Genomic DNA, 20666 nt, shown 5'->3' on the forward strand with positions numbered 1-20666 from the left:
TCTTGCTCTTGCTCTTGCTCTTGCTCTTGCTTTTGCTTTTGCTCTGCTTTTGCTTCTAATGCGCGATAGTCCAGACGCCACGAATTGCGACGTCAGGAGGCCGAGCGTAGGGCTTGCGGAGGGAGGTGACGGGCATGGATGCCCGTCAAGCGCTGCGGCCCAGGATGGGCCGTTCAGCGCGGTCCTCCCGGGAGCAAGACCGTAGCGAGGGGACCCCGAAGCGCAGCGTAGGGGCCGGATGATAGGAGCCAACGGTTTTGGTTACTTTGGCCACGACCAAAGTAACCCGCCGGAAGGGCGGAAAGGTGAATAGGCGCCTCCATGGCAAATGGATATTCACGCTATTTGAATGCCAGTACCAAGTATTCGCTTTGAGGTTTGAGGTTTGAAGTTTGGTATTTAGATTTATGAGCATATCCATTTGCCAAGGCGACGCTCAATCACCTTTCCGCTCTTACAGCGGGTCACTTTTTGGCAGACGCCCCAAAAAGTAACCAAAAAAGTCTGGCTCCTATCATCCGGCCCCTACGCTGCGCTCCGGGGTTCCCTCACTCCGGCCTTGCTCCGGGAGGACCGCGCTGAACGACCCATCCTGGGCCGCAGCGCTTGACGGGCATCCATGCCCGTCACCTCCCTGCGCAAGGCCTGCGTTCGGCCTCCTGACGTCGCAATTCGTGGTGTCTGGACTATCGCGCACGAAAAGCCAGAGCAACAGCCAGAGCACAAGCCACAGCACAGCCAGAGCACAAGCCACAGCACAGCCAGAGCACAAGCCACAGCGACAGCCAGAGCGACAGCCAAGCCACAGCGACAGCCAAGCCAGAGCGAGATACTCCTGATCAATGGGGATGTAATTACCCGCGAAGGTAGGCAAGATGACTCCCATGCATGTCCAGACAGGAAGCCCAGTGTGAGCCAAGCTTTTGTAGTCGTTGATACCCCCGAACAGGCCGTCGATCGTCTGGCGGCCTTGCATGAACAGGCCACCGGGGCCCTCAGCCAGGCCCTGAAGCTTTACCTGAAGGACCGTACCCAGCCCAATGACGACGAGCGGGCCTTGTTCCGCTACCCGGCCCTGCGCCTGACCTACTACAGCCATGGCGAAGTCGCCGCCACCACCCGGGCCTACGCCAAAGTCCAGGTAGCCGGCACCTACAGCGTTACCGTCACCCAACCCGCCGCGTTCAGAAGCTACCTCCTGGAACAGCTGCGCCCGCTGATGAGCGACTACACCGTAACGGTGGAAGTCGGTGTCAGCGAACAGAACATCCCATACCCCTACGTGGTCGACCAAGGCGACGAACTCGCCGGCAGCGGCATCACCGCCGCAGAACTCGCGCGGGTATTCCCCAGCACCGACCTGTCAGCCGCCACCGACAACATCGCTGACGGCCTGTGCGACTGGGGCAGCGCCGAAACCCTGCCGCTGGCGCTGTTCGACGCCGCCCGCGTCGACTTCTCGCTGCGCCGCCTGGTGCACTACACCGGCAGTGACTGGCGCCACATGCAGCCGTGGATCCTGCTGACCAACTACCACCGCTATGTCGACCAGTTCATCAGCCACGGCCTGGAGCAATTGCGCGAGGACCCACGCTTCGTACGCATGGTGTTGCCAGGCAATGTAGTGATCGAGAAGGGCATGGACCACGGTGAGGCCCAAGCGCTGGTCGCCAGCGTCGTCTGGCACCGTTACCAGATGCCGGCCTACCACCTCATCGCCGGCGATGGTGATGGCATCACCCTGGTCAACATCGGTGTCGGCCCGTCCAACGCCAAGAACATCACCGACCACCTGGCGGTGCTGCGCCCGCACTGCTGGCTGATGATTGGCCACTGTGGCGGCCTGCGACAGTCGCAGACCATCGGCGATTACGTGCTGGCCCACGCCTACATGCGCCGCGACGGTATCCTCGACCGGGTCGTGCCGCCGAACATTCCGATTCCGGCCCTGGCGGAAGTGCAACTGGCACTGCAGGAAGCCGCGGCGCAGGTGACCGGCGAGCGTGGCGAGGCCTTGAAGAAGCGCCTGCGCACCGGCACCGTGCTGACCTACGACGACCGCAACTGGGAGCTGCGTTGGGCCCAGGAGCGTCCGCTGATCAACCTGTCCCGCGCCGTGGCGGTGGACATGGAAAGCGGCACCATCGCCGCCCAGGGCTACCGCCTGCGTGTGCCGTACGGCACCTTGCTGTGTGTTTCGGATAAGCCGCTGCACAGCGAGATCAAATTGCCTGGCTCGGCCAATGCCTTCTACAACCGCGCCGTCAGTCAGCACCTCAAAATCGGCATCGCTGCCCTCGATCTGTTGCGTACCGAGCTCAATTCGTTGCACTCGCGTAAACTGCGCAGCTTCGATGAGCCGCCGTTCCGCTGAGGATCCATGCCCCTGCCACCCCGTTCCAAGCCGCGCCGCCCCTCGGCGCGGCCTGCCGGTCCCCGTCGCCAACCCAAGGCGCCGCCGGCCGAGCCCCGCCTGATCCTGTTCAACAAGCCGTTCGACGTGCTGACCCAGTTCAGTGACGGCGAAGGGCGTGCCACCCTCAAGGACTACATCGACATCCCGGGCGTCTATCCAGCCGGGCGGCTGGATCGTGACAGTGAAGGCCTGCTGCTGCTGACCAACGACGGTGGACTGCAAGCGCGCATCGCCGATCCGAAGCACAAGTTGGCCAAAACCTATTGGGTGCAGGTCGAAGGCGAGCCGAGCGACGAGCAATTGCAGCGGCTGCGCGACGGCGTGGAACTCAACGACGGGCCCACCTTGCCAGCACAAGCGCGGCGCCTGGATGAGCCTGATCTGTGGCCGCGCAATCCGCCGGTGCGGTTTCGCAAGAGCGTGCCGACCAGTTGGCTGGAGCTGGTGATTCGCGAGGGGCGCAACCGCCAGGTGCGGCGGATGACGGCAGCGGTAGGGCTGCCTACCTTGCGTCTGGTGCGGGTACGTATTGGTGACTGGACCTTGGATGGCCTGGACCAGGGCTGCTGGCGCGAGGTGGCGCCAAAGCTCGTGCGCTAACCCAGCGCCGTCGGCAGGGGCAACACCGCCCCTGCAGGAGCTGGCTTGCCGGCGCTGAGCTCCGCCAAACCGCTAAACCCCCTCCAGAAACCCCACCACCACGCTCTTGATGATGAAGGCCAGTACACCCAGGCCCAACACGAAGAACAGAATCAGCGTACCAAAACGCCCCGCCTTGGATTTCTTGGCCAGGTCCCAGACGATGAAGCCCATGAAACCGATCAGCACGGTCACCAGGACGATCATCATCCACTCTTCAAATACAGCCGGATCCATCTGTTTTCTCCTGTTGCGATCAGCGCAGGTGGGTCAGCGGCATTTCGGTGCTGGCCAGCACCTGGTTGAGCACGAAGCTCGAACGCACGCTGGTGACGCCTTCGATACGGGTCAGGCTGCCTAGGAGCAACTTCTGGTAATGGTCCATGTCGGGCACCACGACCTTCAGTTGATAGTCAGCGTCCATTCCCGTGACCAGGCTGCATTCCAGCACCTGGGGCAGGTTGCGGATGGCGGCTTCGAAGGTTTCGAAACGCTCCGGGGTGTGACGGTCCATGCCGATCAATACATAGGCAGTCAGGCTCAGGCCGAGTTTCTTGCGGTCGAGCAGGGCGACCTGGCGCGAGATATAGCCGTCGTCTTCCAGTTGCTTGACCCGACGCGAGCATGGGGAGGGCGAAAGACCGATACGTTCTGCCAGCTCCTGGTTGGAGATGCGTGCGTCACGCTGCAATTCGGCGAGGATGCTCAGGTCGTAGCGGTCAAGCTTGCTCATGGGAAAGGCCTTTTCTGTTCAGATTGCGATGAATTATCAATCCAGGGTGAAAAATTGCGCAAGTGCTATTTATCCGAGCAATCTTCGCAATCATCTGCTGCACCGTCTCCCGTATCGTTACTCACAGAATCACTGCCCGGACATGAGTCCACGGCGACGCGCCCTAGGCGGGCGGTCGCGGCCAGCCATCCAACAGGATCCGCCAGGCCCCCGGGCTACACACCGTCCAGAAGACGATGTGAGGTGAGCCGGTGCCACAAGCACCGAGCACGGACGACAATTCCCAAAGGGAGGCCCAGCGGCCTCCCTTTTTTCATGCCTGCGTTTTTCATCTGCCCTTGCCATGGGCGCGGTAGACTGGCGGCCAGTGCAGTGCATTCACCGAGAGGAACAACATGAAGTCGCGCATCTGGCAGTTGGCAGGTGTTGGTGTGTTGGGGCTGGGCATCAGCTTGGGCGCTTTGGCCCAAGGGCCGGGCGAGGGCTATGGCGGTCAGGGCGACACCCCCCAGCAAGGCGCCAATGGTGGCGCCCCAGGCCGTGCGCTCAACTCGCGCGACGAAGTGCGTCAAACTCAACCAGCGCGACAGGGTTACTACCAGGACATCCCGCGTCGCAATGGCGAGGTGCGTTCGTGGGAGGCGGGTGGCCCAGGTCAGCGGCCTGGGGGCGACTGGCATGGGCGTCCGGACGGGCATGGCAATGGCTGGGGGCCTGGGCCGCAGTACCGCCCTGGGCATACGGTAGACCGCTTCCCCGACCGTTACTGGAAGGTGCCCTACCGTGGGCAGGATTACTTCTACTCTGGCGGTTACTGGTATCGCCCTCATGGGGGCCGCTATATCGTGGTGACCCCGCCGTATGGTGTGCGGGTCGATTACCTGCCGCCTTACGCCCGCGAAGTATGGCTGGGCGGGGCGTTGTTCTTCCTGGTGGCCGATACCTATTACCAGTACCTGGCCGATAGCCGCGAATATGTAGTGGTCAACCCGCCTGTGGCCAGGCCTGCACCGGTAGTGCCCGCCGCCAACGGTTATGACGTGGTGGCCTACCCGATGTATGGCCAGGGGCAGGAGCAGCAGGATCAGGATCGCTACCAGTGCCACCGCTGGGCCGTAAGCCAGTCGGGGTTCGACCCCGCGAACGCCAGCTATGCGCCCGCCGCCAACGTGGCGGACACCTACCGACGTGCGCTGGGCGCTTGTCTGAGTGGGCGGGGATACAGCATCAACTGAGGCTGTGTGTCGCCTGGATAGACCCTATCGCCGGCCAGCCGGCTGCCGCACCCGTTGGCGATAGGGGGCTCAGACAGGGTCCGCATGCACCATCACATCCGCCTTCGGATACCGCTGGCGGATCGCCGCAGATGCTGCCACGCACAATGCATGTGCCTCGTGCAGCGGCAGTTCCCCGGGCAGCTCCAGATGCAGTTGCACGAACCATTGGTTGCCTGACATACGCGTGCGCAGGTCATGCACGCCTTTTACCCCAGGCACCGCCAGCACTTGTTCGGCCATGCCTTCGGCGACATCCGCAGGCAGCTCCTGGTCCATGAGGATCGCCGTGCTCTCCCGGGCAATCTGCAGCGCGCTCCAAAGGATGTATACCGCGATGCCGAGGCCGAACAGCGCATCCACTTGTGGCCAGCCGAAGCGGGCCAGCACCAGGGCCAGCAGGATGCTGCCATTGAGCAGCAGGTCAGAGCGGTAGTGCAGCGAATCGGCGCGTACGGCCGTGGAGCCGGTCAGGCGGATGACCTTGTGCTGCAAGGCCAGCAACGCCACGGTCAGTACCAGCGACAGCAACATCACGGCGATGCCGATGCTGGTGTCGCCCAGAGGCTGCGGTGTCTGCAGGCGCTCGACCGCTTGCACCGCGATCAGCACCGCGCTGCCACCGATGAACAATGCCTGGGCCATGCCGGCCAGGGCTTCGGCCTTGCCATGGCCGAAACGGTGGTCGTCATCGGCCGGGCGCAAAGCGTAGTGCACGGCCAGCAGGTTGAGGAACGAGGCGACGGCGTCCAGCGCCGAGTCGGTCAAGCCCGCCAGCAGGCTCACCGAGCCGCTGAGCCACCAGGCGACCGCCTTGCTCAGGACCAGGATGCTGGCCACGGCCAATGAGGCGCGGGTAGCCAGGCGCAGCAGGCGTTGGTGTTCAGCCGGGGTGATCATGCCGGAGGCGATGTCCTTGTGTGGTTCAGGCGGCCGGGACCAGGCCGTAAGCGGCCAGTTGCTCGACGCTGCCACGGTGCTGGATCAAGCGCGGGTCGTTCAGCGGCAAGCGCTGGCCCAGCTCGCTTTCGAGAATGGCCTGCAGCTTGAGGTTGTCGACCTTGCCGTCGGGCGTAACGGCTTGGCGCAGTTTCTCCGGCGCGACCTGGGCCGTGGTGCCGCCGGGGTAATAGATGGCACCGGTGGCGAAGTCCACGCCGAAGGCGATCAGGCCAGGAATGACATAGAACAGGATACCGATGGCATCGAGCGCGGCGACCACAGGGTCGATCTTGCCTTCGATCTGGCCGCGACGGTCAGGGTAGAACAGCGTGCCACAGGCCGTCAGCTGGGTCAGCAGGGTGGCGATGAGTACGCTGCCAATGACGCGGGAAGGGATACGCATGTGAATCTCCGAAAAAGGTGTACTGCAAGGCTAGGCGTTACGCCAGCACCTGATGCTAAGACCATGATAGAGCAGGCTCGGTTCGCCGTTATACTCGGACGATTGTTCGAGGACCACCATGATTTCATTACCAATCGATGCTGTCTTGCCCGCCCTGCGCCGGGCGCTGGAAAACCGTGACGAAGCGGTGCTCGAAGCGCCTCCCGGTGCGGGCAAGACCACCCGGGTACCCTTGGCGTTGCTGGACGAACCTTGGCTGGCCGGCCAGACCATCCTCATGCTCGAACCCCGTCGCCTGGCCGCCCGTGCGGCGGCCGAGCGCCTGGCCAGCGAGCTGGGCGAGAAGGTCGGGGAAACCGTGGGCTATCGCATCCGGCTGGACAGCAAGGTGGGCCCCCATACCCGCATCGAAGTGGTCACCGAAGGTATCCTCACGCGGCGCCTGCAGGCTGACCCGGCGCTGGACGGGGTGGGCTTGCTGATTTTCGACGAGTTCCACGAACGCAGCCTGGACGCCGACCTGGCCCTGGCGCTGAGCCTCAGCGGCCGCGAACTGCTGCGCGACGAGCCGCCGCTGAAGATCCTGCTGATGTCCGCGACCTTGGAAGGCGAACGCTTGTCGCGGCTGCTGGACGATGCGCCGGTGGTCAGCAGCGAGGGTCGCATGCACCCTGTGGATATCCATTGGGGGCGCCCGTTCCAACCCGGTGAATTCATCGAGCCACGGGTTGTGGACAGTGTGCTCCAGGCCTTGGCGGACCAGACCGGCAGCCTGTTGGTGTTCCTGCCCGGTCAGGCCGAGATTCGACGTGTCAACCAGAGCCTTCGCGATGCCCTCGGCGAACGTCCCGAGATCCTGCTGTGCCCATTGCACGGCGAACTCGACCTCAACGCCCAGCGTGCGGCCATCGACCCTGCGCCCAAAGGCCAGCGCAAGGTGGTGCTGGCCACCAATATCGCTGAAACCAGTCTGACCATCGACGGTGTGCGCGTGGTCATCGACGCCGGCCTGGCACGCGTCCCGCGTTTCGACCCAGGCAGTGGCATGACGCGCCTGGACACGCAGCGCATCTCGCGGGCCAGTGCCACCCAACGTGCCGGGCGGGCTGGACGTCTGGAGCCGGGGGTGTGCTACCGACTGTGGTCCGAAGCCCAGCACGACCAGCTGGCGGCCCACGGCAGTGCCGAAATTCTTCAGGCCGACCTGGCAGGCCTGGCCCTGCAACTGGCGCGATGGGGGGTTGAACCAGGGCAACTGCGCTGGCTCGACCAGCCGCCGACTGCTGCGTTCGCTCAAGCCCGGGACCTGCTGGCACGGCTGGGCGCGTTCAAGCCGGGCAGCCGCGATCATCTCAGCGAGCACGGCCAGGCCATGGTCGAGCTGCCTGCCCACCCGCGCATTGCGCACCTGCTGTTGCGCGGGCAGAGCCTGGGGTTGGCCGACATGGCCTGCGATGTCGCCGCCTTGCTGGGCGAGCGCGATATCCAGCGCGGGGCTGGCGCCGACTTGCACAGCCGACTGGCGCTGGTCAGCGGCGAGGCCAAGGCCGGTCGTGACAGCCAAGGGGGCGTGCAGCGTGCGCGCCAGCTGGCCCGTCAGTACCGGGGGCTGTTGCGCGGCAAGGCCGCAGCGGCGGTTACCGACCCTGATCATCCTCGTTGGCTCGGTGCGCTGTTGGCGCTGGCCTATCCCGATCGGGTCGCTCAGCAGCGCCGCGAGGGCGGTGCCGAGTATCGCCTGGCCAATGGCCGCGCAGCGCTGTTCGCCGAGGTCGATGCTCTGATGAAGTGTCCATGGCTGGTGATCGCCGACCTGGGCAGCCGTCAGGGGCAGCGGGAAGAGCGCATCTACCTGGCGGCCGAGTTCGACCCGGCGCTGTTGGACGGCGTGCTGGCCGAGCAGGTCGATGTCCTCGATATCCTTGACTGGGACGAGCGGGAGAACGTTTTGCGTGCCGAGCGTCAGCGCAAAGTGGGCGAACTGGTACTCAGTCGCGAACCCTTGCCTGGTTTGGATGAAGAGGCGCGAACCAAGGCCCTGCTCGGTTTGGTGCGACGCAAAGGCCTCAACCTGCTGACCTGGACGCCGGAACTGCGCCAGTGGCAGGCGCGTATTGCGTTGTTGCGCCAGCTCGATCTCGCGCAGGACGGCCAAAGCGAATGGCCTGATCTGAGCGACGAGGCATTGTTGGCGAGCCTCGATGTCTGGCTGCAGCCGTACCTGGGCAACGTGTCGCGGCTGAGCCATTTTGCCGCGCTGGATGTGTCCTCGATCCTGCGCAACCTGCTGCCCTGGCCGTTGCCGCAACGTCTGGATGAGCTGGCGCCGCAATCGCTGACAGTGCCTTCGGGTTCGAACATCAGGCTCGATTACAGCGAGTACCCGCCGATTCTCGCCGTGCGCCTGCAAGAGCTTTTTGGCTTGGCGGATACGCCACGTCTTGCGCAAGGACGCCTGCAGGTGAAGCTGCACTTGCTGTCACCCGCGCGCCGACCGGTGCAGGTCACTCAGGATCTGGCCAACTTCTGGCGCACGACCTATGCCGAAGTGAAGAAAGACTTGAAAGGACGTTACCCGAAGCACTACTGGCCGGATGACCCGCTGGTGGCCGAGGCCACGGCGCGGGCCAAACCACGCGGCACGTGACAGCGCCGGCACCGTTGCTGAAATGGGCGGTGCCGGTCAGGTATCACACGCCAGCTTCGCCTTCGAGCAGCATGAACAGGCGGTAGAGCACCACGGTGCTGAACAGTTGCAAGAACCCGCTGAGGCTGTCCATGGCCAGCTTGGCGGCCGGCGAAGGCTCTGCAATGGCCATCAGCAGCGTGCCATCGATCAGCCAGATCGGCGCCAGCACGCCCACCACGCAGATCATGATGCGCATGAAATGGCCGGTGGTCATCCGCGCGCTTTCGCGCATCGCTTGCACCACTGGCAGGCCGCGCAGAACCAGCAGGTACTCGGCGAACACCAGGTTGATCATGATCCACACGCCCGGGAAGATGAACAGCGCCAGGCCCGCCATGATCAGCAGCGAGCTGATCAGGATCAGCAGCGCCAGTTGCGGCCACAGCTGCACGGCGCGGGCGAACAGGTTGCGCTTGGGGATGTCCTGGCCGTTGCTGCGGGTGTCCAGGTAGAGGATCAGCGCCGCGCTGTAGAGCGGGTAGAACAGAAGACTGACCAGCATGCCGTAGGCAGGTGAGGCCTGCTCGCCCATTTGCCGGTACAGCAGTTGAGTCAGCAGGGCTTCGAGCACCACCAGTGGCAGGCACAGCGCAATGATGCTCTGCAAGTGGCGGCGGAAGAAGTACAGGGAGTCGCGCAGAACGCTCAGCGGATTCATCAGTCAACATCGCATGGCTGTAGAAGCAGGGGCCTTACTTTAGCCCAGAGCGGCCAGTTGCTAAAAAATGTTTCACCGTCTCGATGATTGAATCCTCTGGTTACGCGCCCCATCTTTGACACATCCGATGTCCTGCTCCCCCATGAGGTAGCTCCATGAACACTGAAGAACAAACCCTGATCGACGGCCTGTTCGGTCGCATCAAGCAAGCCGAGGACCCGAGCCAGCCTCGCGATGCCCAGGCCCAGGCGCGCATCGAGGACCACCTGCGACAGCAACCGGCCGCGCCTTACTACATGGCCCAGGCCATTCTGGTCCAGGAGGCTGCGATCAAGCGCCTGGACGAGCAGAACAAACAGCTCGAAGCCGAACTCAAGCAAGCCCGTGCCCAGCTTGAGGCAACCCGCAGCAGCAACAGCAGCAGCGGTGGTTTCCTGTCCAGCATCTTCGGCGCAGGCACACGCAACCCAGAGCCGGTTCAGCAACCTCAACGCCCAGCAGCGCCTGCTTCCGGTGGAGGCGGCTGGCGCGAGCCGTCCGCACCTGGGTTCTCCCAGCCCCCTGTGCAGCAGCCAGGTTTCGGTGCAGCCCCGGCCCGCAGTGGTGCCAGCAGCTTCCTCGGCGGTGCCATGCAGACCGCGGCCGGTGTGGCGGGCGGCGTCTTGCTGGCACAGGGCATCAGCAGCCTGTTCAACCATCACTCGCAGCCGGATGAGGTGGTCGAGGTGATCAAGGAAGAACCGGCCCCGGCCAGCGACAACGGTGGTTGGAACGACGCTTCCGAGCCTCGGCAGGTCGCCGACAACGGTGGCTGGGGCGCTGATCAGGGGGGGTATGCGGATACCGACTATGGCAGCGATGACGGCGGGTTCTTCTCCGACGACGACACCTTCGTCTGACCGGTCTGGCATACTGGCGGCATTTCAGGGGTGCGTTGCGCCCCTTCCTGCCGAGAGTGAGTCGTGAAGAAGATCGCGCTGTTCGCCGATGTGCAGAACCTCTACTACACCGTGCGCCAGGCCTACGGTTGCCACTTCAATTACACCGCGCTATGGGCCGATGTGTGTCGCGAGGGCGAGATCGTCGAAGCTGTGGCGTACGCCATCGACCGTGGCGACACCAAACAACAGCAATTTCAGCAGATCCTGCGCAACCTCGGTTTCGATGTACGTCTCAAACCCTTCATCCAGCGCAGCGATGGCTCGGCCAAGGGCGACTGGGACGTGGGTATCACCCTGGATGTGATCGATGCCGCCAGCCGTGTCGACCAAGTGGTGCTGGCCTCAGGCGATGGCGATTTCGACCTGTTGCTCGAGCGCGTGATCCAGCGCCATGGCACCGAGGCGGTGGTCTATGGCGTGCCAGGGCTGACCGCGTTGTCGCTGATTCGCGCCGCCAGCCGCTACGTACCTATCGAGGGGCGCCTGTTGCTGCGCCATTGAACTCAGCTTTTCTTGCCATTGCTCTGCAGGTGATCCAGCGGCACCCGCCGTTCCACCGCGCTGGACAGAATGATCGAGGTCTTGCTGAAACCCAGCTGCGAAACGCGGTTGATCAACGCTTCCAGTTCAAGCATCGAACCCACGGCAGCCTGCATGATCACGCAAGGGTCGCCGGTCACCCGGTGGCACTCGGTCAGCTCGGGTATGCGGGCCAGCTCGTCGTAGCTCTGTTGATTGCCATGGCTGGCCAGCCGCAATTCGATCACGCACTGTATCGGCAGGCCGATCTTGGCCAGGTTGACCTTGGCCGTGTAGCCAGAGATGACCCCTGTGGCTTCAAGCTTGGCCACCCTTTCCGCGACCGCCGGCGCCGAAAGATTTACCTGGCGAGCCAGTTGTGCGTAGGTGGCCCGTCCGTTTTCGAGCAGGGCGGCGAGCAGCATGCGGTCGTATTTGTCCATCTGAGGTTCCTGCTTTGCATTCAACGGCAAAATGGCCGAACAAACGTTCATTGCAAAGTGTAAGGGCGTGTTAAACGTGTTTTGTAACTTAAGTTTGCACGGAAGCCTTTCTAAACTAAGTCACCCGTAAACGGATTTCGAGTCTTTTTCCATGCCTGCCTCCCGTCGCCTTCCCTGGTTGCTCATTGGTGCCTTCCTGGCCTTGTATCTGGTCTGGGGTTCCACCTACCTGTTCATCCGCATCGGTGTCGAAACCTGGCCGCCGATGCTCATGGCCGGGGTGCGATTTTTGATTGCCGGTAGCCTGTTGTATGGCTTCCTGCGCTGGCGTGGGGTGCCGGCACCGAGCTGGACGCAGTGGCGTGCGGCAGGCGCCATCGGCTTTCTGTTGCTCAGTTGCGGCAATGGCGGTGTGACCCTGGCCGAGCATGCCGGGGTTGCATCGGGTGTGGCGGCCTTGGCGGTCGCCACCGTGCCCCTCTTCACCTTGCTGTTCGGGCTGCTGTTCGGTCACCGCAACTCGCGGTTGGAGTGGGCGGGGATCGTCCTTGGCCTGGTCGGTATCGGGCTGCTGAACCTGGGGTCGAACCTGCAAGCCAGCCCCATGGGCGCGGCACTCATCCTGTTCGCGGCGGCGGCCTGGGCGTTCGGCTCGGTGTGGAGCAAAAAACTGCCCTTGCCCCAGGGCGCGATGGCCAGTGCCGCCGAGATGCTGGTCGGCGGCGCGGTATTGCTGCTGGGCAGTGCCCTGAGCGGCGAGCGCTTGACGCAGATGCCCACCGCAGCCGGTTGGGGCGCGCTTGCCTACCTGGTGTTCTTCGGCTCGATCCTGGCCTTCAGTGCCTACATGTACCTGCTCAAGCACGTACGTCCGGCGGCAGCGACCAGCTATGCCTATGTCAATCCGGCAGTTGCGGTGTTGCTCGGCATCGTCTTTGCCGGTGAGACCATTGGCGCCGAAGAATGCCTGGCCATGGCGGTGATCATTGGCGCGGTAGTGCTGATCGGCCTGCCACAGTGGCGCAGGCCGCCGCAGCCCGTGCAGCCGTTGAAAGGCGAAATCTGCAAGTAGGGTGGGGTGTTGCGGTAAACTTGCCGCCTTCGCTGAACCCCCCTGACGGTATTGCCATGAATTTCGCCAAACTCGGCCTGATCGAACCCTTGCTGCGCACGTTGCAGCACCTGGACTACAACACTCCGACCCCAGTCCAGGCCAAGGCCATTCCCGCCGTGCTGGCCGGCCGCGACCTGATGGCCGCGGCCCAGACCGGTACCGGCAAGACCGCGGGTTTTGCCCTGCCGGTGTTGCAGCGCCTGGCCCTCGAAGGGGAAAAAGTCGCCAGCAACTCGATCCGAGCGCTGGTGCTGGTGCCGACCCGTGAACTGGCCGAGCAGGTGCATGCCAATATCCGTGAGTATGCCGAAAACCTGCCGCTGAGCACCTATGCGGTGTATGGCGGTGTCAGCATCAACCCGCAGATGATGCGCCTGCGCCGGGGTGTCGACCTGTTGGTGGCAACCCCAGGGCGACTGCTGGACCTGTTCCGTCAGAATGCGGTGAAGTTCGCACAAGTGCAGACCCTGGTGCTCGACGAAGCCGACCGAATGCTCGACCTGGGGTTCGCCGAGGAACTGCAGGCGGTGTATGCCGCCTTGCCGCGCAAGCGCCAGACCCTGCTGTTTTCCGCCACCTTCTCCGACCAGATCCGCATGTTGGCGGGCCTGGCCCTGAACGATCCGCTGAGCATCGAGGTCAGCCCGCGCAACACCACGGCTTCGACGGTCAAGCAGTGGCTGGTGCCGGTGGACAAGAAGCGCAAGGCCGACCTGTTCTGCCATCTGCTGCGCAAGCAACGCTGGAAGCAAGTGCTGGTGTTCGCCAAGACCCGTAACGGTGTCGACCAATTGGTGGAGCGTCTGATGGGCGAGGGCGTGAACGCCGATGGCATTCATGGTGACCGGCCACAAGCCACGCGCCAGCGTGCGCTGGACAGTTTCAAGGCCCGCGAGATTCAGGTGCTGGTGGCCACCGATGTGGCGGCGCGCGGCCTCGACATCGACGACCTGCCACTGGTGGTCAACCTGGACCTGCCGATCGTGGCCGAAGACTATGTGCACCGCATCGGCCGCACCGGCCGGGCGGGCAACAAGGGCGAGGCCATTTCGCTGGTGTGTGCCGACGAAGTGCAACTGCTGGCCAGCATTGAAACCTTGATCCGCCAGACCCTACCGCGTCATGAAGAGCCGGACTTCATCCCCGATCACCGGGTGCCGATGACCGATGCCAGCGGCCAGGTGATCAAGAAGCCGAAGAAGCCCAAGAAGCCGAAAGAGAACAGCGCCAAGCGTGGGTTGGGACGGTGGATGGACAGTGCCGAGTCTGGCGCCTCGGAAGCCCCGGTCAAGGCAGTACGCAAGGTGCCGAGTTTCAACAGTGGGCCGCGTAAGCGTAAGCCTTGAGGTGGTCGGGGCCGCATTGCGGCCCAATCGCCGGTGAGCCGGCGCCTACCGTGCGGGTTTGGGATGGGCCAACCACTGTGCCGCAGCGCGCCCCGCTCGCAGCCCGCTGGCAAAGCACGCCGTCAACAGGTAGCCCCCGGTCGGGGCCTCCCAGTCCAGCATCTCTCCGGCACAAAACACGCCGGGTAGTTGCTTGATCATCAACCCCTCATCCAGCCCCTCGAAGCGCACGCCGCCGGCGCTGCTGATCGCTTCATCCAGCGGCCGTGGACGCAGCAACTCGATGGGCAATGCCTTGATCGCCTGTGCCAACGCTTGTGGGTCGGCAAAGGTGGCCTGGTCGGTCAGTTCGCGCAGCAAGGCGGCTTTCACGCCGTCGAGCCCCAATTGGCTGTGCAAGTGCTTGGCCATGGAACGCGAGCCTCGTGGCTTGGCCAGGGCAAAAGCGATTTTATCCACAGGCCGGTCGGGCAGCAGGTCGAGTCGCAACGTTGCTCGGCCATCACGGTTGATCGCCTCGCGAACCGGCGCCGACCAGGCATACACCAGGCTGCCCTCGACACCCTGGGCGGTAAGAATGAATTCGCCCTTGCGCGGCGCACTGCCAGGCACGCTGAGGGCGATGTTCTTCAGTGGTGCGCCGGCGAACTTGTCCTTGAGCAATGCACTCCAGCCTGCGACTTCAAAGCCACAGTTGCTCGGTTGCAGCGGCGAGATATCCACACCCCGGGCGGCCAGCAGCGGCTGCCAGCTGCCATCCGAGCCCAGGCGTGCCCAGCTACCACCACCCAACGCCAAGACTACCGCACTGGCGCGTACACTCAGTTCGCCCTGTGGATAAGCAATCCGCAGGCTGCCGTCATCGTTCCAGCCCAGCCAGCGATGGCGGGTGTGGATAACCACGCCACTGTCGCGCAGGCGCTTGAGCCAGGCACGCAGCAGTGGCGCGGCTTTCATGTCGCGGGGGAAGACACGGCCCGACGTGCCGACGAAGGTCTCGATGCCCAGGCCGTGGATCCACTGGCGCAAAGCATCGGCATCGAAGTCGTGCAGCAGGGCGTCGACCTCACCCTGGCGTTCGGCGTAGCGCGAAACGAAGGCCGGGTAAGCCTCGGAATGGGTGATGTTCATGCCACCCACGCCCGCCAGCAGGAACTTGCGACCCACCGAAGGCATGGCGTCGAACACCTCCACGGCGAGGCCGGCCTGGGCCAGGGCTTCGGCGGCCATCAAGCCAGCGGGGCCGGCGCCAATGACGGCGACCAGGGGAGGGGAGGCAGGGTGTAGATCGGGCATGGTGGGGGGCAGGCTGTGGAAAAGAGCGCGCATTCTACCGCAGGCAGGCCTGTGGCGGCACTGAACAAAAAATGATCAGTACCTTGTACGCCAGGTGTTCAGAGGGCTGCAGCCGCTTTCCCGCAGGTTATCCACAAGCGGTTCCACAGTCATTGTGAACAACCGATGACTTTCGCAGCGCTGTGGTGAAGGATCCCGTGGCGCTTGGCCAGGGCCAGACGGTCCTTGCTGTAGCCGCCACCGATGACGCCCACCACCGGGATATCGCGGCCCAGGCAATGGCGCAGGACCTGTTCGTCACGCGCAGCCAGGCCCTCATCGGTCAGTTGCAGGTAACCCAAGGCATCGTCCTTGTGCACATCCACCCCAGCGTCGTACAGCACGAGGTCGGGCTGGTACAGCGGTAACAGGTAGTTGAGGGCATCGTCCACCACCTTCAGGTACGCAGCGTCGCCCATGCCTCGGGGCAACGGGATGTCCCAGTCGCTTTGCGCCTTGCGGGCCGGGAAGTTCTGTTCACAGTGCAGCGACACGGTGATGGCATCGGGGGTGTCATGGAGAATGCGCGCGGTGCCGTCGCCCTGATGCACGTCGCAGTCGAAGATCAGGACCCGGTGCACGCGCCCAGCCTCCAGCAGGTAACGGCTGATCACCGCCAGGTCGTTGAAAATGCAGAAGCCGGCGGGGTGGTCATAGTGGGCATGGTGGGTGCCGCCGGCCAGGTGACAGGCCACCCCATGGCGCAGCGCCATTTCGGCGGTGAGCAGCGACCCGCCGACGGCGCGCACGGTCCGCCGAGCCAGGGCCTCGCTCCATGGCAAGCCAAGACGGCGCTGGTCTTCGCGAGACAGTTCGCCACTCATGTAGCGCTCGATGTAGCCCCTGTCATGGGCCAGGGCGAGGACGTCGTTCGGGCAGATTTCCGGACGCAGCAGCGCCTGGTCGGTGGTCAGTCCGCTGTCGATCAGGTGATCGTGCAACAGGCGGAACTTGTCCATCGGGAAGCGGTGCTCGGGGGGAAATTCCGGGCTGTAGTCTTCGTGGTAGATCAACGGCAACGGCATGGCAGGTTCGCATTCAGGGCCAGCGGCCATCTTGCCAGCAGTTGCCGTGTCGTTGCCAATGCCAGCGTTGCAAGGCTACCGCTCGGTCGTGGCCAGTACCCGCTGCCAGTCCGGCGCGTTCATGCGCCCCAGGATCCTTGCCTTGCCGGTGCTGTCCACCGAAACGAACAGGGCGCTGGCGTATCCGCTGTCACGCTCGCCGCCAGCCACCTTCTGCGCGCGCTGGAAATGGTCGATGCAACCATTGTGGGTGACCAGCACCAGGTTGTGGCCTGGGCGCTTGCGAGCCAGCGCATCGTCGACGAACGAGCGGTCGCAGCGCTCCAGCCAATCTTCGCTGGGCACGGCTTGGCCAAGAATGAAATGAGCCGTCTGGCGTGTGCGCAGCTTGGGGCTGCTGAGCATGTCAGCGTTGGCCAGCCCCAGGTGTTGCAAGCCCTGGCCGACGCGGGTGGCGGCCTCACTGCCGGCCACGGTGATGCCGGTGGGGTCGTCCAGGCACGGGCCGGGGGCGCTGTCGCAGCGTTCGGCATGGCGGACCATGACGATCACCGCACCCTCGGCCCAGTCCTGCAGTAGGCCGCTGTCACTTAACTGTTGTTCGTTGCCAAGGTCCACGATATGCGTCCTCGTTGCCAGCCAGGTGCTCAACGCCGCCAGTATCAGGCACAGGCCGAAGGCGGCACCGAGAAGCGTGCGCAGGCGTCCACTTCGCTTGCGTTGGGTGTGGGCGATAGGGGCTTCCAGTGTGTTGCTCGACTGCATGCGTCACTCCGATGGCATGACCGCGCCAGGCGCGGCGTTGGATGCCGGCATTCTGGAAAGCGTGCTGTCGGGAGGCGGTGAAGGGGTTGTGAAAATTGCATTCAAGGCGCCCTGGCCGCGCCTACGCTTTAAACTGCAAGACCGTGAAACCGGAGCCTCATCGATGACCCCTATCCTGCATCTGGAAAGCGCACGTCTGGTGCTGCGTCAATGGCACGACGACGACTTGCGTGAGTTCGCCGCCCTGTGCGCGGACCCGCAGGTGATGCGTTATTTCCCTGCCCCCATGACGCGCCTGGAAGCGGCAGCCTTGATCGGACGGATCCGTGGTCACTTCAACGAATACGGCTTTGGCCTGTGGGCGCTCGAGCGCAAGGACAGTGGTGCCTTCATCGGCATGACTGGCCTACTCAACGTCAATTTCGACGCCCCCTTCGCCCCGGCCGTCGAGATAAGCTGGCGCCTGGCGCGGCGGCACTGGGGGTTGGGTTTCGCCAGCGAGGCGGCCTGGACGTGCCTGCGTTGTGCTTTCGCCCAATTGCGCCTGGATGAAGTGGTGTCGTTCACTACCGAGGGCAACCTGCCGTCGCAGAAAGTCATGCAGGCCATTGGCATGGTGCAGGACGTTTCTGGCAGTTTCGAACACCCCCGCCTACCCGCAGGTCACCCTTTGCGCCCCCATGTGCTGTATCGCATCGACCGAGCGCACTGGGAGCAGACCCTGCGCGGCTGAATGGTTGGCCATGCGCGGTGCCGATGACAAACCCTGTATCATTTACCCCGATGAGCGCGCCGAAGAGCTGTGATGCCTTGCTAGGAGAACCCCCGATGAGCCATGTGTTGGACGACCTGGTCGACCTGTTGAGCCTCGAGTCGATCGAGGAAAACCTGTTCCGCGGACGCAGCCAGGACCTGGGCTTCCGCCAGCTGTACGGTGGTCAGGTACTGGGCCAGTCGTTGTCGGCGGCCAGCCAGACGGTCGAGGATGCGCGCCATGTGCATTCGCTGCATGGCTACTTCCTGCGGCCGGGCGATGCCAGCCTGCCGGTGGTCTATTCGGTCGACCGCGTGCGCGACGGCGGCAGCTTCAGCACGCGCCGGGTGACGGCGATCCAGAAGGGCCAGACCATCTTTACCTGCAGTGCCTCGTTCCAGTACGACGAGGAGGGCTTCGAGCACCAGGCACAGATGCCTGATGTGGTGGGCCCCGAGAATCTGCCCAGTGAAGTCGAGCTGGCGCGCACCATGGCCGATCACCTGCCCGAGCGCATTCGCGAGAAGGTGCTGTGTGCCAAACCGATCGAAATCCGCCCGGTCACCGAGCGCGACCCGTTCAATCCCAAGGCTGGCGACCCGGTCAAGTACGCCTGGTTCCGCGCCGACGGCAGCCTTCCGGACACCCCGGCGCTGCACAAGTACCTGCTGGCCTATGCCTCGGACTTCGGCCTGCTGACCACCTCGCTGCAGCCCCATGGCAAGTCGGTGTGGCAGAAGGATATGCAGATCGCCAGCCTCGACCACGCGCTGTGGTTCCACCGTAACCTGCGCGCCGATGAATGGCTGCTGTACGCCACCGACAGCCCGTGGGCTGGTAACTCCCGTGGTTTCTGCCGTGGCAGCATCTACAACCGCGCCGGTCAGTTGGTGGCGTCCTCCACCCAGGAAGGTCTGATTCGTCACCGCAAGGACTGGGCATGAGCCTCGCCGAGATTCGCAACTGGGTGTTCGACATGGACGGCACGCTCACCGTGGCGGTGCACGATTTCGCGGCCATCCGCGAGGCGTTGGAGATTCCTGCCGAGCATGACATCCTCACCCATCTGGCGGCGTTGCCAGCAGCGGAGGCGGCAGCCAAGCATGCCTGGCTGCTGGAGCACGAGCGTGACCTGGCCATTGCCTCCACGGCCGCGAGCGGCGCGGTGGAGCTGGTGCGTGAGCTGGCCGCGCGTGGCTGCCGGCTGGGTATTCTGACCCGTAATGCCCGGGAGCTGGCGCATGTGACCCTGGAAGCGATCGGTTTGGCGGACTGCTTTGCAGTCGAGCACATCCTCGGGCGTGACGAGGCCGCGCCCAAGCCCAGCCCAGATGGCTTGTTGAAGATCGCTGATGCGTGGGGCGTGGCCCCGGGCGAGCTGGTGATGGTCGGGGACTATCGTTTCGACCTCGATTGCGGGCGCGCAGCGGGCGCGCGAACGGTGTTGGTGAACCTGCCGGACAACCCCTGGCCTGAGCTTGCCGACTGGCATGCCGCCGACTGCCACGCGTTGCGCAGCCTGTTGGGCTGAAGGGCCTGTCGCCAACGGACAATCCGCCTGGGGCTGCGCGGCGTCCGCCGGCGATGGGGCCATTACAGACACCGCCGCCATTGCTGGCTAAGCTCCTGTTCTGCTTCCCCATCCAAGGAGTTCCAGCCATGAGCAGCAAGGCCATCTACGTCCAACCCGGCGGCGGCTACGACAAGGTCCAGGTCGGCACCTGCGAGGCCCCGGCACCAAAGGCCGGCGAGATCACCGTGCGCCTGCACGCCAGCTCCCTCAACTACCATGACTTCGCCGTGGTCAGCGGCATGTGGGGGCCGAGCGAGCGGCGTATTCCCATGGCCGATGGCGCGGGCGACGTGGTTGCGGTCGGCGCGGGTGTCGATGAATTCAAGGTCGGCGATGCTGTGGTCAGCACCTTCTTCCCAGGCTGGCTCGACGGCCAGGCCCAGGTCGAAGGCTTCGCCAGCGTCCCCGGTGATGGCATCGACGGTTACGCCCGCGAACACGTGACCGCCCGTGCCACCGCCTTCACCCTGGCCCCCAAAGGCTACAGCCATGCCGAAGCCGCCACGCTGACCACCGCCGGCCTCACCGCCTGGCGTGCGCTGATGAGCGATGACCACCTCAAGCCCGGTGACACGGTGCTGGTGCAAGGCACCGGTGGGGTGTCGATCTTCGCCCTGCAATTCGCCAAGTTGGCCGGCGCGACGGTCATCGCCACCTCATCCAGCGACGCCAAGCTCGAACGCCTCAAGTCGCTGGGCGCCAACCACCTGATCAACTACCGCACCACCCCCGCCTGGGGCGAGCAGGTGCGCCAGCTCACCGACAACCGGGGTGTCGATCACGTCATCGAAGTGGGCGGCCCTGCGACCCTGGAGCAGTCGATGATCGCCGCACGGATCGGCGGGCATATCTCGCTGATCGGCATCCTCACCGGTGTGGCAGGGCAGTTGCCGCTGGTGCAGGCGCTGGTACGGCAGATCCGCCTGCAGGGCGTGCTGGTGGGCAGCCGGGCGCAGCAACAGGCGATGGTCCGGGCGATCGATGCCAATGGCCTGCGGCCTGTGGTAGACAAGCACTTCGAACTGGAGCAGATCGTCGATGCGTTTCGCTACCAGGAGAGCAATCGCCATTTCGGCAAGATCTGCCTGACCTGGTAA

At 64.2% G+C, this 20666-nt stretch carries 21 protein-coding genes; 12 read left to right on the forward strand and 9 right to left on the reverse strand.

The window, feature by feature from the left end; all coding sequences use genetic code 11:
* Positions 1-910: 910 nt before the first annotated feature.
* Together amn and H620_RS0121275 are read left to right on the forward strand one after the other, a co-directional pair.
* The gene (amn, locus tag H620_RS0121270) at positions 911-2374 is read left to right on the forward strand and encodes an AMP nucleosidase (RefSeq protein WP_023378565.1); all 1464 of its coding nucleotides are present in this window, start codon (positions 911-913) and stop codon (positions 2372-2374) included.
* A 6-nt stretch (positions 2375-2380) separates the two neighbouring features.
* Complete coding sequence (locus tag H620_RS0121275; protein ID WP_027907996.1) at positions 2381-3016, forward strand: pseudouridine synthase; 636 nt, start codon at positions 2381-2383, stop codon at positions 3014-3016.
* A 72-nt stretch (positions 3017-3088) separates the two neighbouring features.
* Here H620_RS0121275 and H620_RS0121280 read toward each other — a convergent pair whose 3' ends face one another.
* The gene (locus H620_RS0121280; RefSeq protein WP_023378567.1) at positions 3089-3292 is read right to left on the reverse strand and encodes a DUF2788 domain-containing protein; all 204 of its coding nucleotides are present in this window, start codon (positions 3290-3292) and stop codon (positions 3089-3091) included.
* A 19-nt stretch (positions 3293-3311) separates the two neighbouring features.
* Entirely contained in the window at positions 3312-3788 is a 477-nt protein-coding gene (locus H620_RS0121285; protein ID WP_016712159.1) for an Lrp/AsnC family transcriptional regulator, read from the reverse strand.
* Between the two features lie 395 nt (positions 3789-4183).
* Here H620_RS0121285 and H620_RS0121290 point away from each other — a divergent pair, with 395 nt between their 5' ends.
* Positions 4184-5023 carry a DUF6515 family protein gene (locus H620_RS0121290; RefSeq protein ID WP_027907997.1) on the forward strand — a complete coding sequence of 280 codons (840 nt, stop codon included), beginning with the start codon at positions 4184-4186 and terminating at the stop codon, positions 5021-5023.
* A gap of 69 nt (positions 5024-5092) precedes the next feature.
* On the opposite strand, the gene H620_RS0121295 is transcribed toward H620_RS0121290, so the two are convergent.
* Together H620_RS0121295 and H620_RS0121300 are read right to left on the reverse strand one after the other, a co-directional pair.
* Positions 5093-5962 (reverse strand): cation diffusion facilitator family transporter, encoded by an 870-nt coding sequence (locus tag H620_RS0121295; protein ID WP_023378569.1) that lies wholly within the window; start codon positions 5960-5962, stop codon positions 5093-5095.
* Positions 5963-5987: 25 nt separating this feature from the next.
* Positions 5988-6407, reverse strand: a complete 420-nt coding sequence (locus H620_RS0121300) for a hypothetical protein (RefSeq protein WP_023378570.1) — start codon at positions 6405-6407, stop codon at positions 5988-5990.
* Positions 6408-6525: 118 nt separating this feature from the next.
* Here H620_RS0121300 and hrpB point away from each other — a divergent pair, with 118 nt between their 5' ends.
* Positions 6526-9054, forward strand: a complete 2529-nt coding sequence (hrpB, locus tag H620_RS0121305) for an ATP-dependent helicase HrpB (protein ID WP_027907998.1) — start codon at positions 6526-6528, stop codon at positions 9052-9054.
* A gap of 43 nt (positions 9055-9097) precedes the next feature.
* Here hrpB and H620_RS0121310 read toward each other — a convergent pair whose 3' ends face one another.
* A complete protein-coding gene (locus H620_RS0121310) occupies positions 9098-9754 on the reverse strand; it encodes a YciC family protein (RefSeq protein ID WP_027907999.1) in 657 nt (218 codons plus the stop codon).
* 155 nt (positions 9755-9909) lie between these two features.
* Between H620_RS0121310 and H620_RS0121315 the strand changes: the two genes are divergently transcribed.
* Together H620_RS0121315 and H620_RS0121320 are read left to right on the forward strand one after the other, a co-directional pair.
* Positions 9910-10653, forward strand: a complete 744-nt coding sequence (locus H620_RS0121315) for a DUF2076 domain-containing protein (protein ID WP_027908000.1) — start codon at positions 9910-9912, stop codon at positions 10651-10653.
* Positions 10654-10716: 63 nt separating this feature from the next.
* Positions 10717-11196 carry a LabA-like NYN domain-containing protein gene (locus H620_RS0121320; protein ID WP_023378574.1) on the forward strand — a complete coding sequence of 160 codons (480 nt, stop codon included), beginning with the start codon at positions 10717-10719 and terminating at the stop codon, positions 11194-11196.
* A gap of 2 nt (positions 11197-11198) precedes the next feature.
* Here the strand turns inward: H620_RS0121320 and H620_RS0121325 are convergent, their stop codons facing one another.
* Entirely contained in the window at positions 11199-11657 is a 459-nt protein-coding gene (locus H620_RS0121325; protein WP_027908001.1) for an Lrp/AsnC family transcriptional regulator, read from the reverse strand.
* A gap of 151 nt (positions 11658-11808) precedes the next feature.
* Here H620_RS0121325 and yedA point away from each other — a divergent pair, with 151 nt between their 5' ends.
* Both yedA and rhlE1 read left to right on the forward strand, forming a co-directional pair.
* On the forward strand, positions 11809-12729 hold the full coding sequence (yedA, locus tag H620_RS0121330) for a drug/metabolite exporter YedA (RefSeq protein ID WP_027908002.1): 921 nt from the start codon (positions 11809-11811) through the stop codon (positions 12727-12729).
* Positions 12730-12785: 56 nt separating this feature from the next.
* Positions 12786-14117, forward strand: coding sequence for an RNA helicase RhlE1 (rhlE1, locus tag H620_RS0121335; RefSeq protein ID WP_027908003.1), 1332 nt, complete (start codon positions 12786-12788; stop codon positions 14115-14117).
* 45 nt (positions 14118-14162) lie between these two features.
* Here rhlE1 and H620_RS0121340 read toward each other — a convergent pair whose 3' ends face one another.
* The 3 genes from H620_RS0121340 to pmrG all read right to left on the reverse strand — a co-directional run bounded on the left by H620_RS0121340 (position 14163) and on the right by pmrG (position 17242).
* On the reverse strand, positions 14163-15413 hold the full coding sequence (locus H620_RS0121340; protein ID WP_027908004.1) for a TIGR03862 family flavoprotein: 1251 nt from the start codon (positions 15411-15413) through the stop codon (positions 14163-14165).
* 149 nt (positions 15414-15562) lie between these two features.
* On the reverse strand, positions 15563-16477 hold the full coding sequence (locus tag H620_RS0121345) for a histone deacetylase family protein (RefSeq protein WP_023378579.1): 915 nt from the start codon (positions 16475-16477) through the stop codon (positions 15563-15565).
* A 75-nt stretch (positions 16478-16552) separates the two neighbouring features.
* A complete protein-coding gene (gene pmrG, locus H620_RS0121350; protein WP_023378581.1) occupies positions 16553-17242 on the reverse strand; it encodes a lipopolysaccharide core heptose(II)-phosphate phosphatase PmrG in 690 nt (229 codons plus the stop codon).
* 163 nt (positions 17243-17405) lie between these two features.
* On the opposite strand from pmrG, the gene H620_RS0121355 reads away from it, so the two are divergent.
* The 4 genes from H620_RS0121355 to H620_RS0121370 all read left to right on the forward strand — a co-directional run bounded on the left by H620_RS0121355 (position 17406) and on the right by H620_RS0121370 (position 20666).
* Positions 17406-17975: a GNAT family N-acetyltransferase gene (locus tag H620_RS0121355; RefSeq protein ID WP_023378582.1), complete on the forward strand. Its 570-nt coding sequence runs from the start codon at positions 17406-17408 to the stop codon at positions 17973-17975.
* 95 nt (positions 17976-18070) lie between these two features.
* Entirely contained in the window at positions 18071-18940 is an 870-nt protein-coding gene (tesB, locus tag H620_RS0121360) for an acyl-CoA thioesterase II (RefSeq protein WP_023378583.1), read from the forward strand.
* Positions 18937-19527, forward strand: coding sequence for an HAD family hydrolase (locus H620_RS0121365; protein WP_027908005.1), 591 nt, complete (start codon positions 18937-18939; stop codon positions 19525-19527). Before tesB ends, H620_RS0121365 begins: the two co-directional genes overlap by 4 nt.
* Before the next feature lie 128 nt (positions 19528-19655).
* Positions 19656-20666 (forward strand): zinc-dependent alcohol dehydrogenase family protein, encoded by a 1011-nt coding sequence (locus H620_RS0121370; RefSeq protein ID WP_027908006.1) that lies wholly within the window; start codon positions 19656-19658, stop codon positions 20664-20666.

Source organism: Pseudomonas taiwanensis DSM 21245 (assembly GCF_000425785.1).
GTDB classification, from domain to species: domain Bacteria; phylum Pseudomonadota; class Gammaproteobacteria; order Pseudomonadales; family Pseudomonadaceae; genus Aquipseudomonas; species Aquipseudomonas taiwanensis.

Bases quoted from the DNA above. Each gene is read 5' to 3' on its own strand.
- H620_RS0121340 (WP_027908004.1), bottom strand. From the start codon at position 15,413: ATGCCCGATCTACACCCTGCCTCCCCTCCCCTGGTCGCCGTCATTGGC.
- H620_RS0121365 (WP_027908005.1), top strand. From the start codon at position 18,937: ATGAGCCTCGCCGAGATTCGCAACTGGGTGTTCGACATGGACGGCACG.
- H620_RS0121275 (WP_027907996.1), top strand. From the start codon at position 2,381: ATGCCCCTGCCACCCCGTTCCAAGCCGCGCCGCCCCTCGGCGCGGCCT.
- H620_RS0121300 (WP_023378570.1), bottom strand. From the start codon at position 6,407: ATGCGTATCCCTTCCCGCGTCATTGGCAGCGTACTCATCGCCACCCTG.
- H620_RS0121370 (WP_027908006.1), top strand. From the start codon at position 19,656: ATGAGCAGCAAGGCCATCTACGTCCAACCCGGCGGCGGCTACGACAAG.
- H620_RS0121295 (WP_023378569.1), bottom strand. From the start codon at position 5,962: ATGATCACCCCGGCTGAACACCAACGCCTGCTGCGCCTGGCTACCCGC.
- H620_RS0121310 (WP_027907999.1), bottom strand. From the start codon at position 9,754: ATGAATCCGCTGAGCGTTCTGCGCGACTCCCTGTACTTCTTCCGCCGC.
- H620_RS0121290 (WP_027907997.1), top strand. From the start codon at position 4,184: ATGAAGTCGCGCATCTGGCAGTTGGCAGGTGTTGGTGTGTTGGGGCTG.
- pmrG (WP_023378581.1), bottom strand. From the start codon at position 17,242: ATGCAGTCGAGCAACACACTGGAAGCCCCTATCGCCCACACCCAACGC.
- yedA (WP_027908002.1), top strand. From the start codon at position 11,809: ATGCCTGCCTCCCGTCGCCTTCCCTGGTTGCTCATTGGTGCCTTCCTG.
- tesB (WP_023378583.1), top strand. From the start codon at position 18,071: ATGAGCCATGTGTTGGACGACCTGGTCGACCTGTTGAGCCTCGAGTCG.
- rhlE1 (WP_027908003.1), top strand. From the start codon at position 12,786: ATGAATTTCGCCAAACTCGGCCTGATCGAACCCTTGCTGCGCACGTTG.
- H620_RS0121285 (WP_016712159.1), bottom strand. From the start codon at position 3,788: ATGAGCAAGCTTGACCGCTACGACCTGAGCATCCTCGCCGAATTGCAG.
- H620_RS0121345 (WP_023378579.1), bottom strand. From the start codon at position 16,477: ATGCCGTTGCCGTTGATCTACCACGAAGACTACAGCCCGGAATTTCCC.
- H620_RS0121315 (WP_027908000.1), top strand. From the start codon at position 9,910: ATGAACACTGAAGAACAAACCCTGATCGACGGCCTGTTCGGTCGCATC.
- H620_RS0121325 (WP_027908001.1), bottom strand. From the start codon at position 11,657: ATGGACAAATACGACCGCATGCTGCTCGCCGCCCTGCTCGAAAACGGA.
- hrpB (WP_027907998.1), top strand. From the start codon at position 6,526: ATGATTTCATTACCAATCGATGCTGTCTTGCCCGCCCTGCGCCGGGCG.
- H620_RS0121355 (WP_023378582.1), top strand. From the start codon at position 17,406: ATGACCCCTATCCTGCATCTGGAAAGCGCACGTCTGGTGCTGCGTCAA.
- H620_RS0121280 (WP_023378567.1), bottom strand. From the start codon at position 3,292: ATGGATCCGGCTGTATTTGAAGAGTGGATGATGATCGTCCTGGTGACC.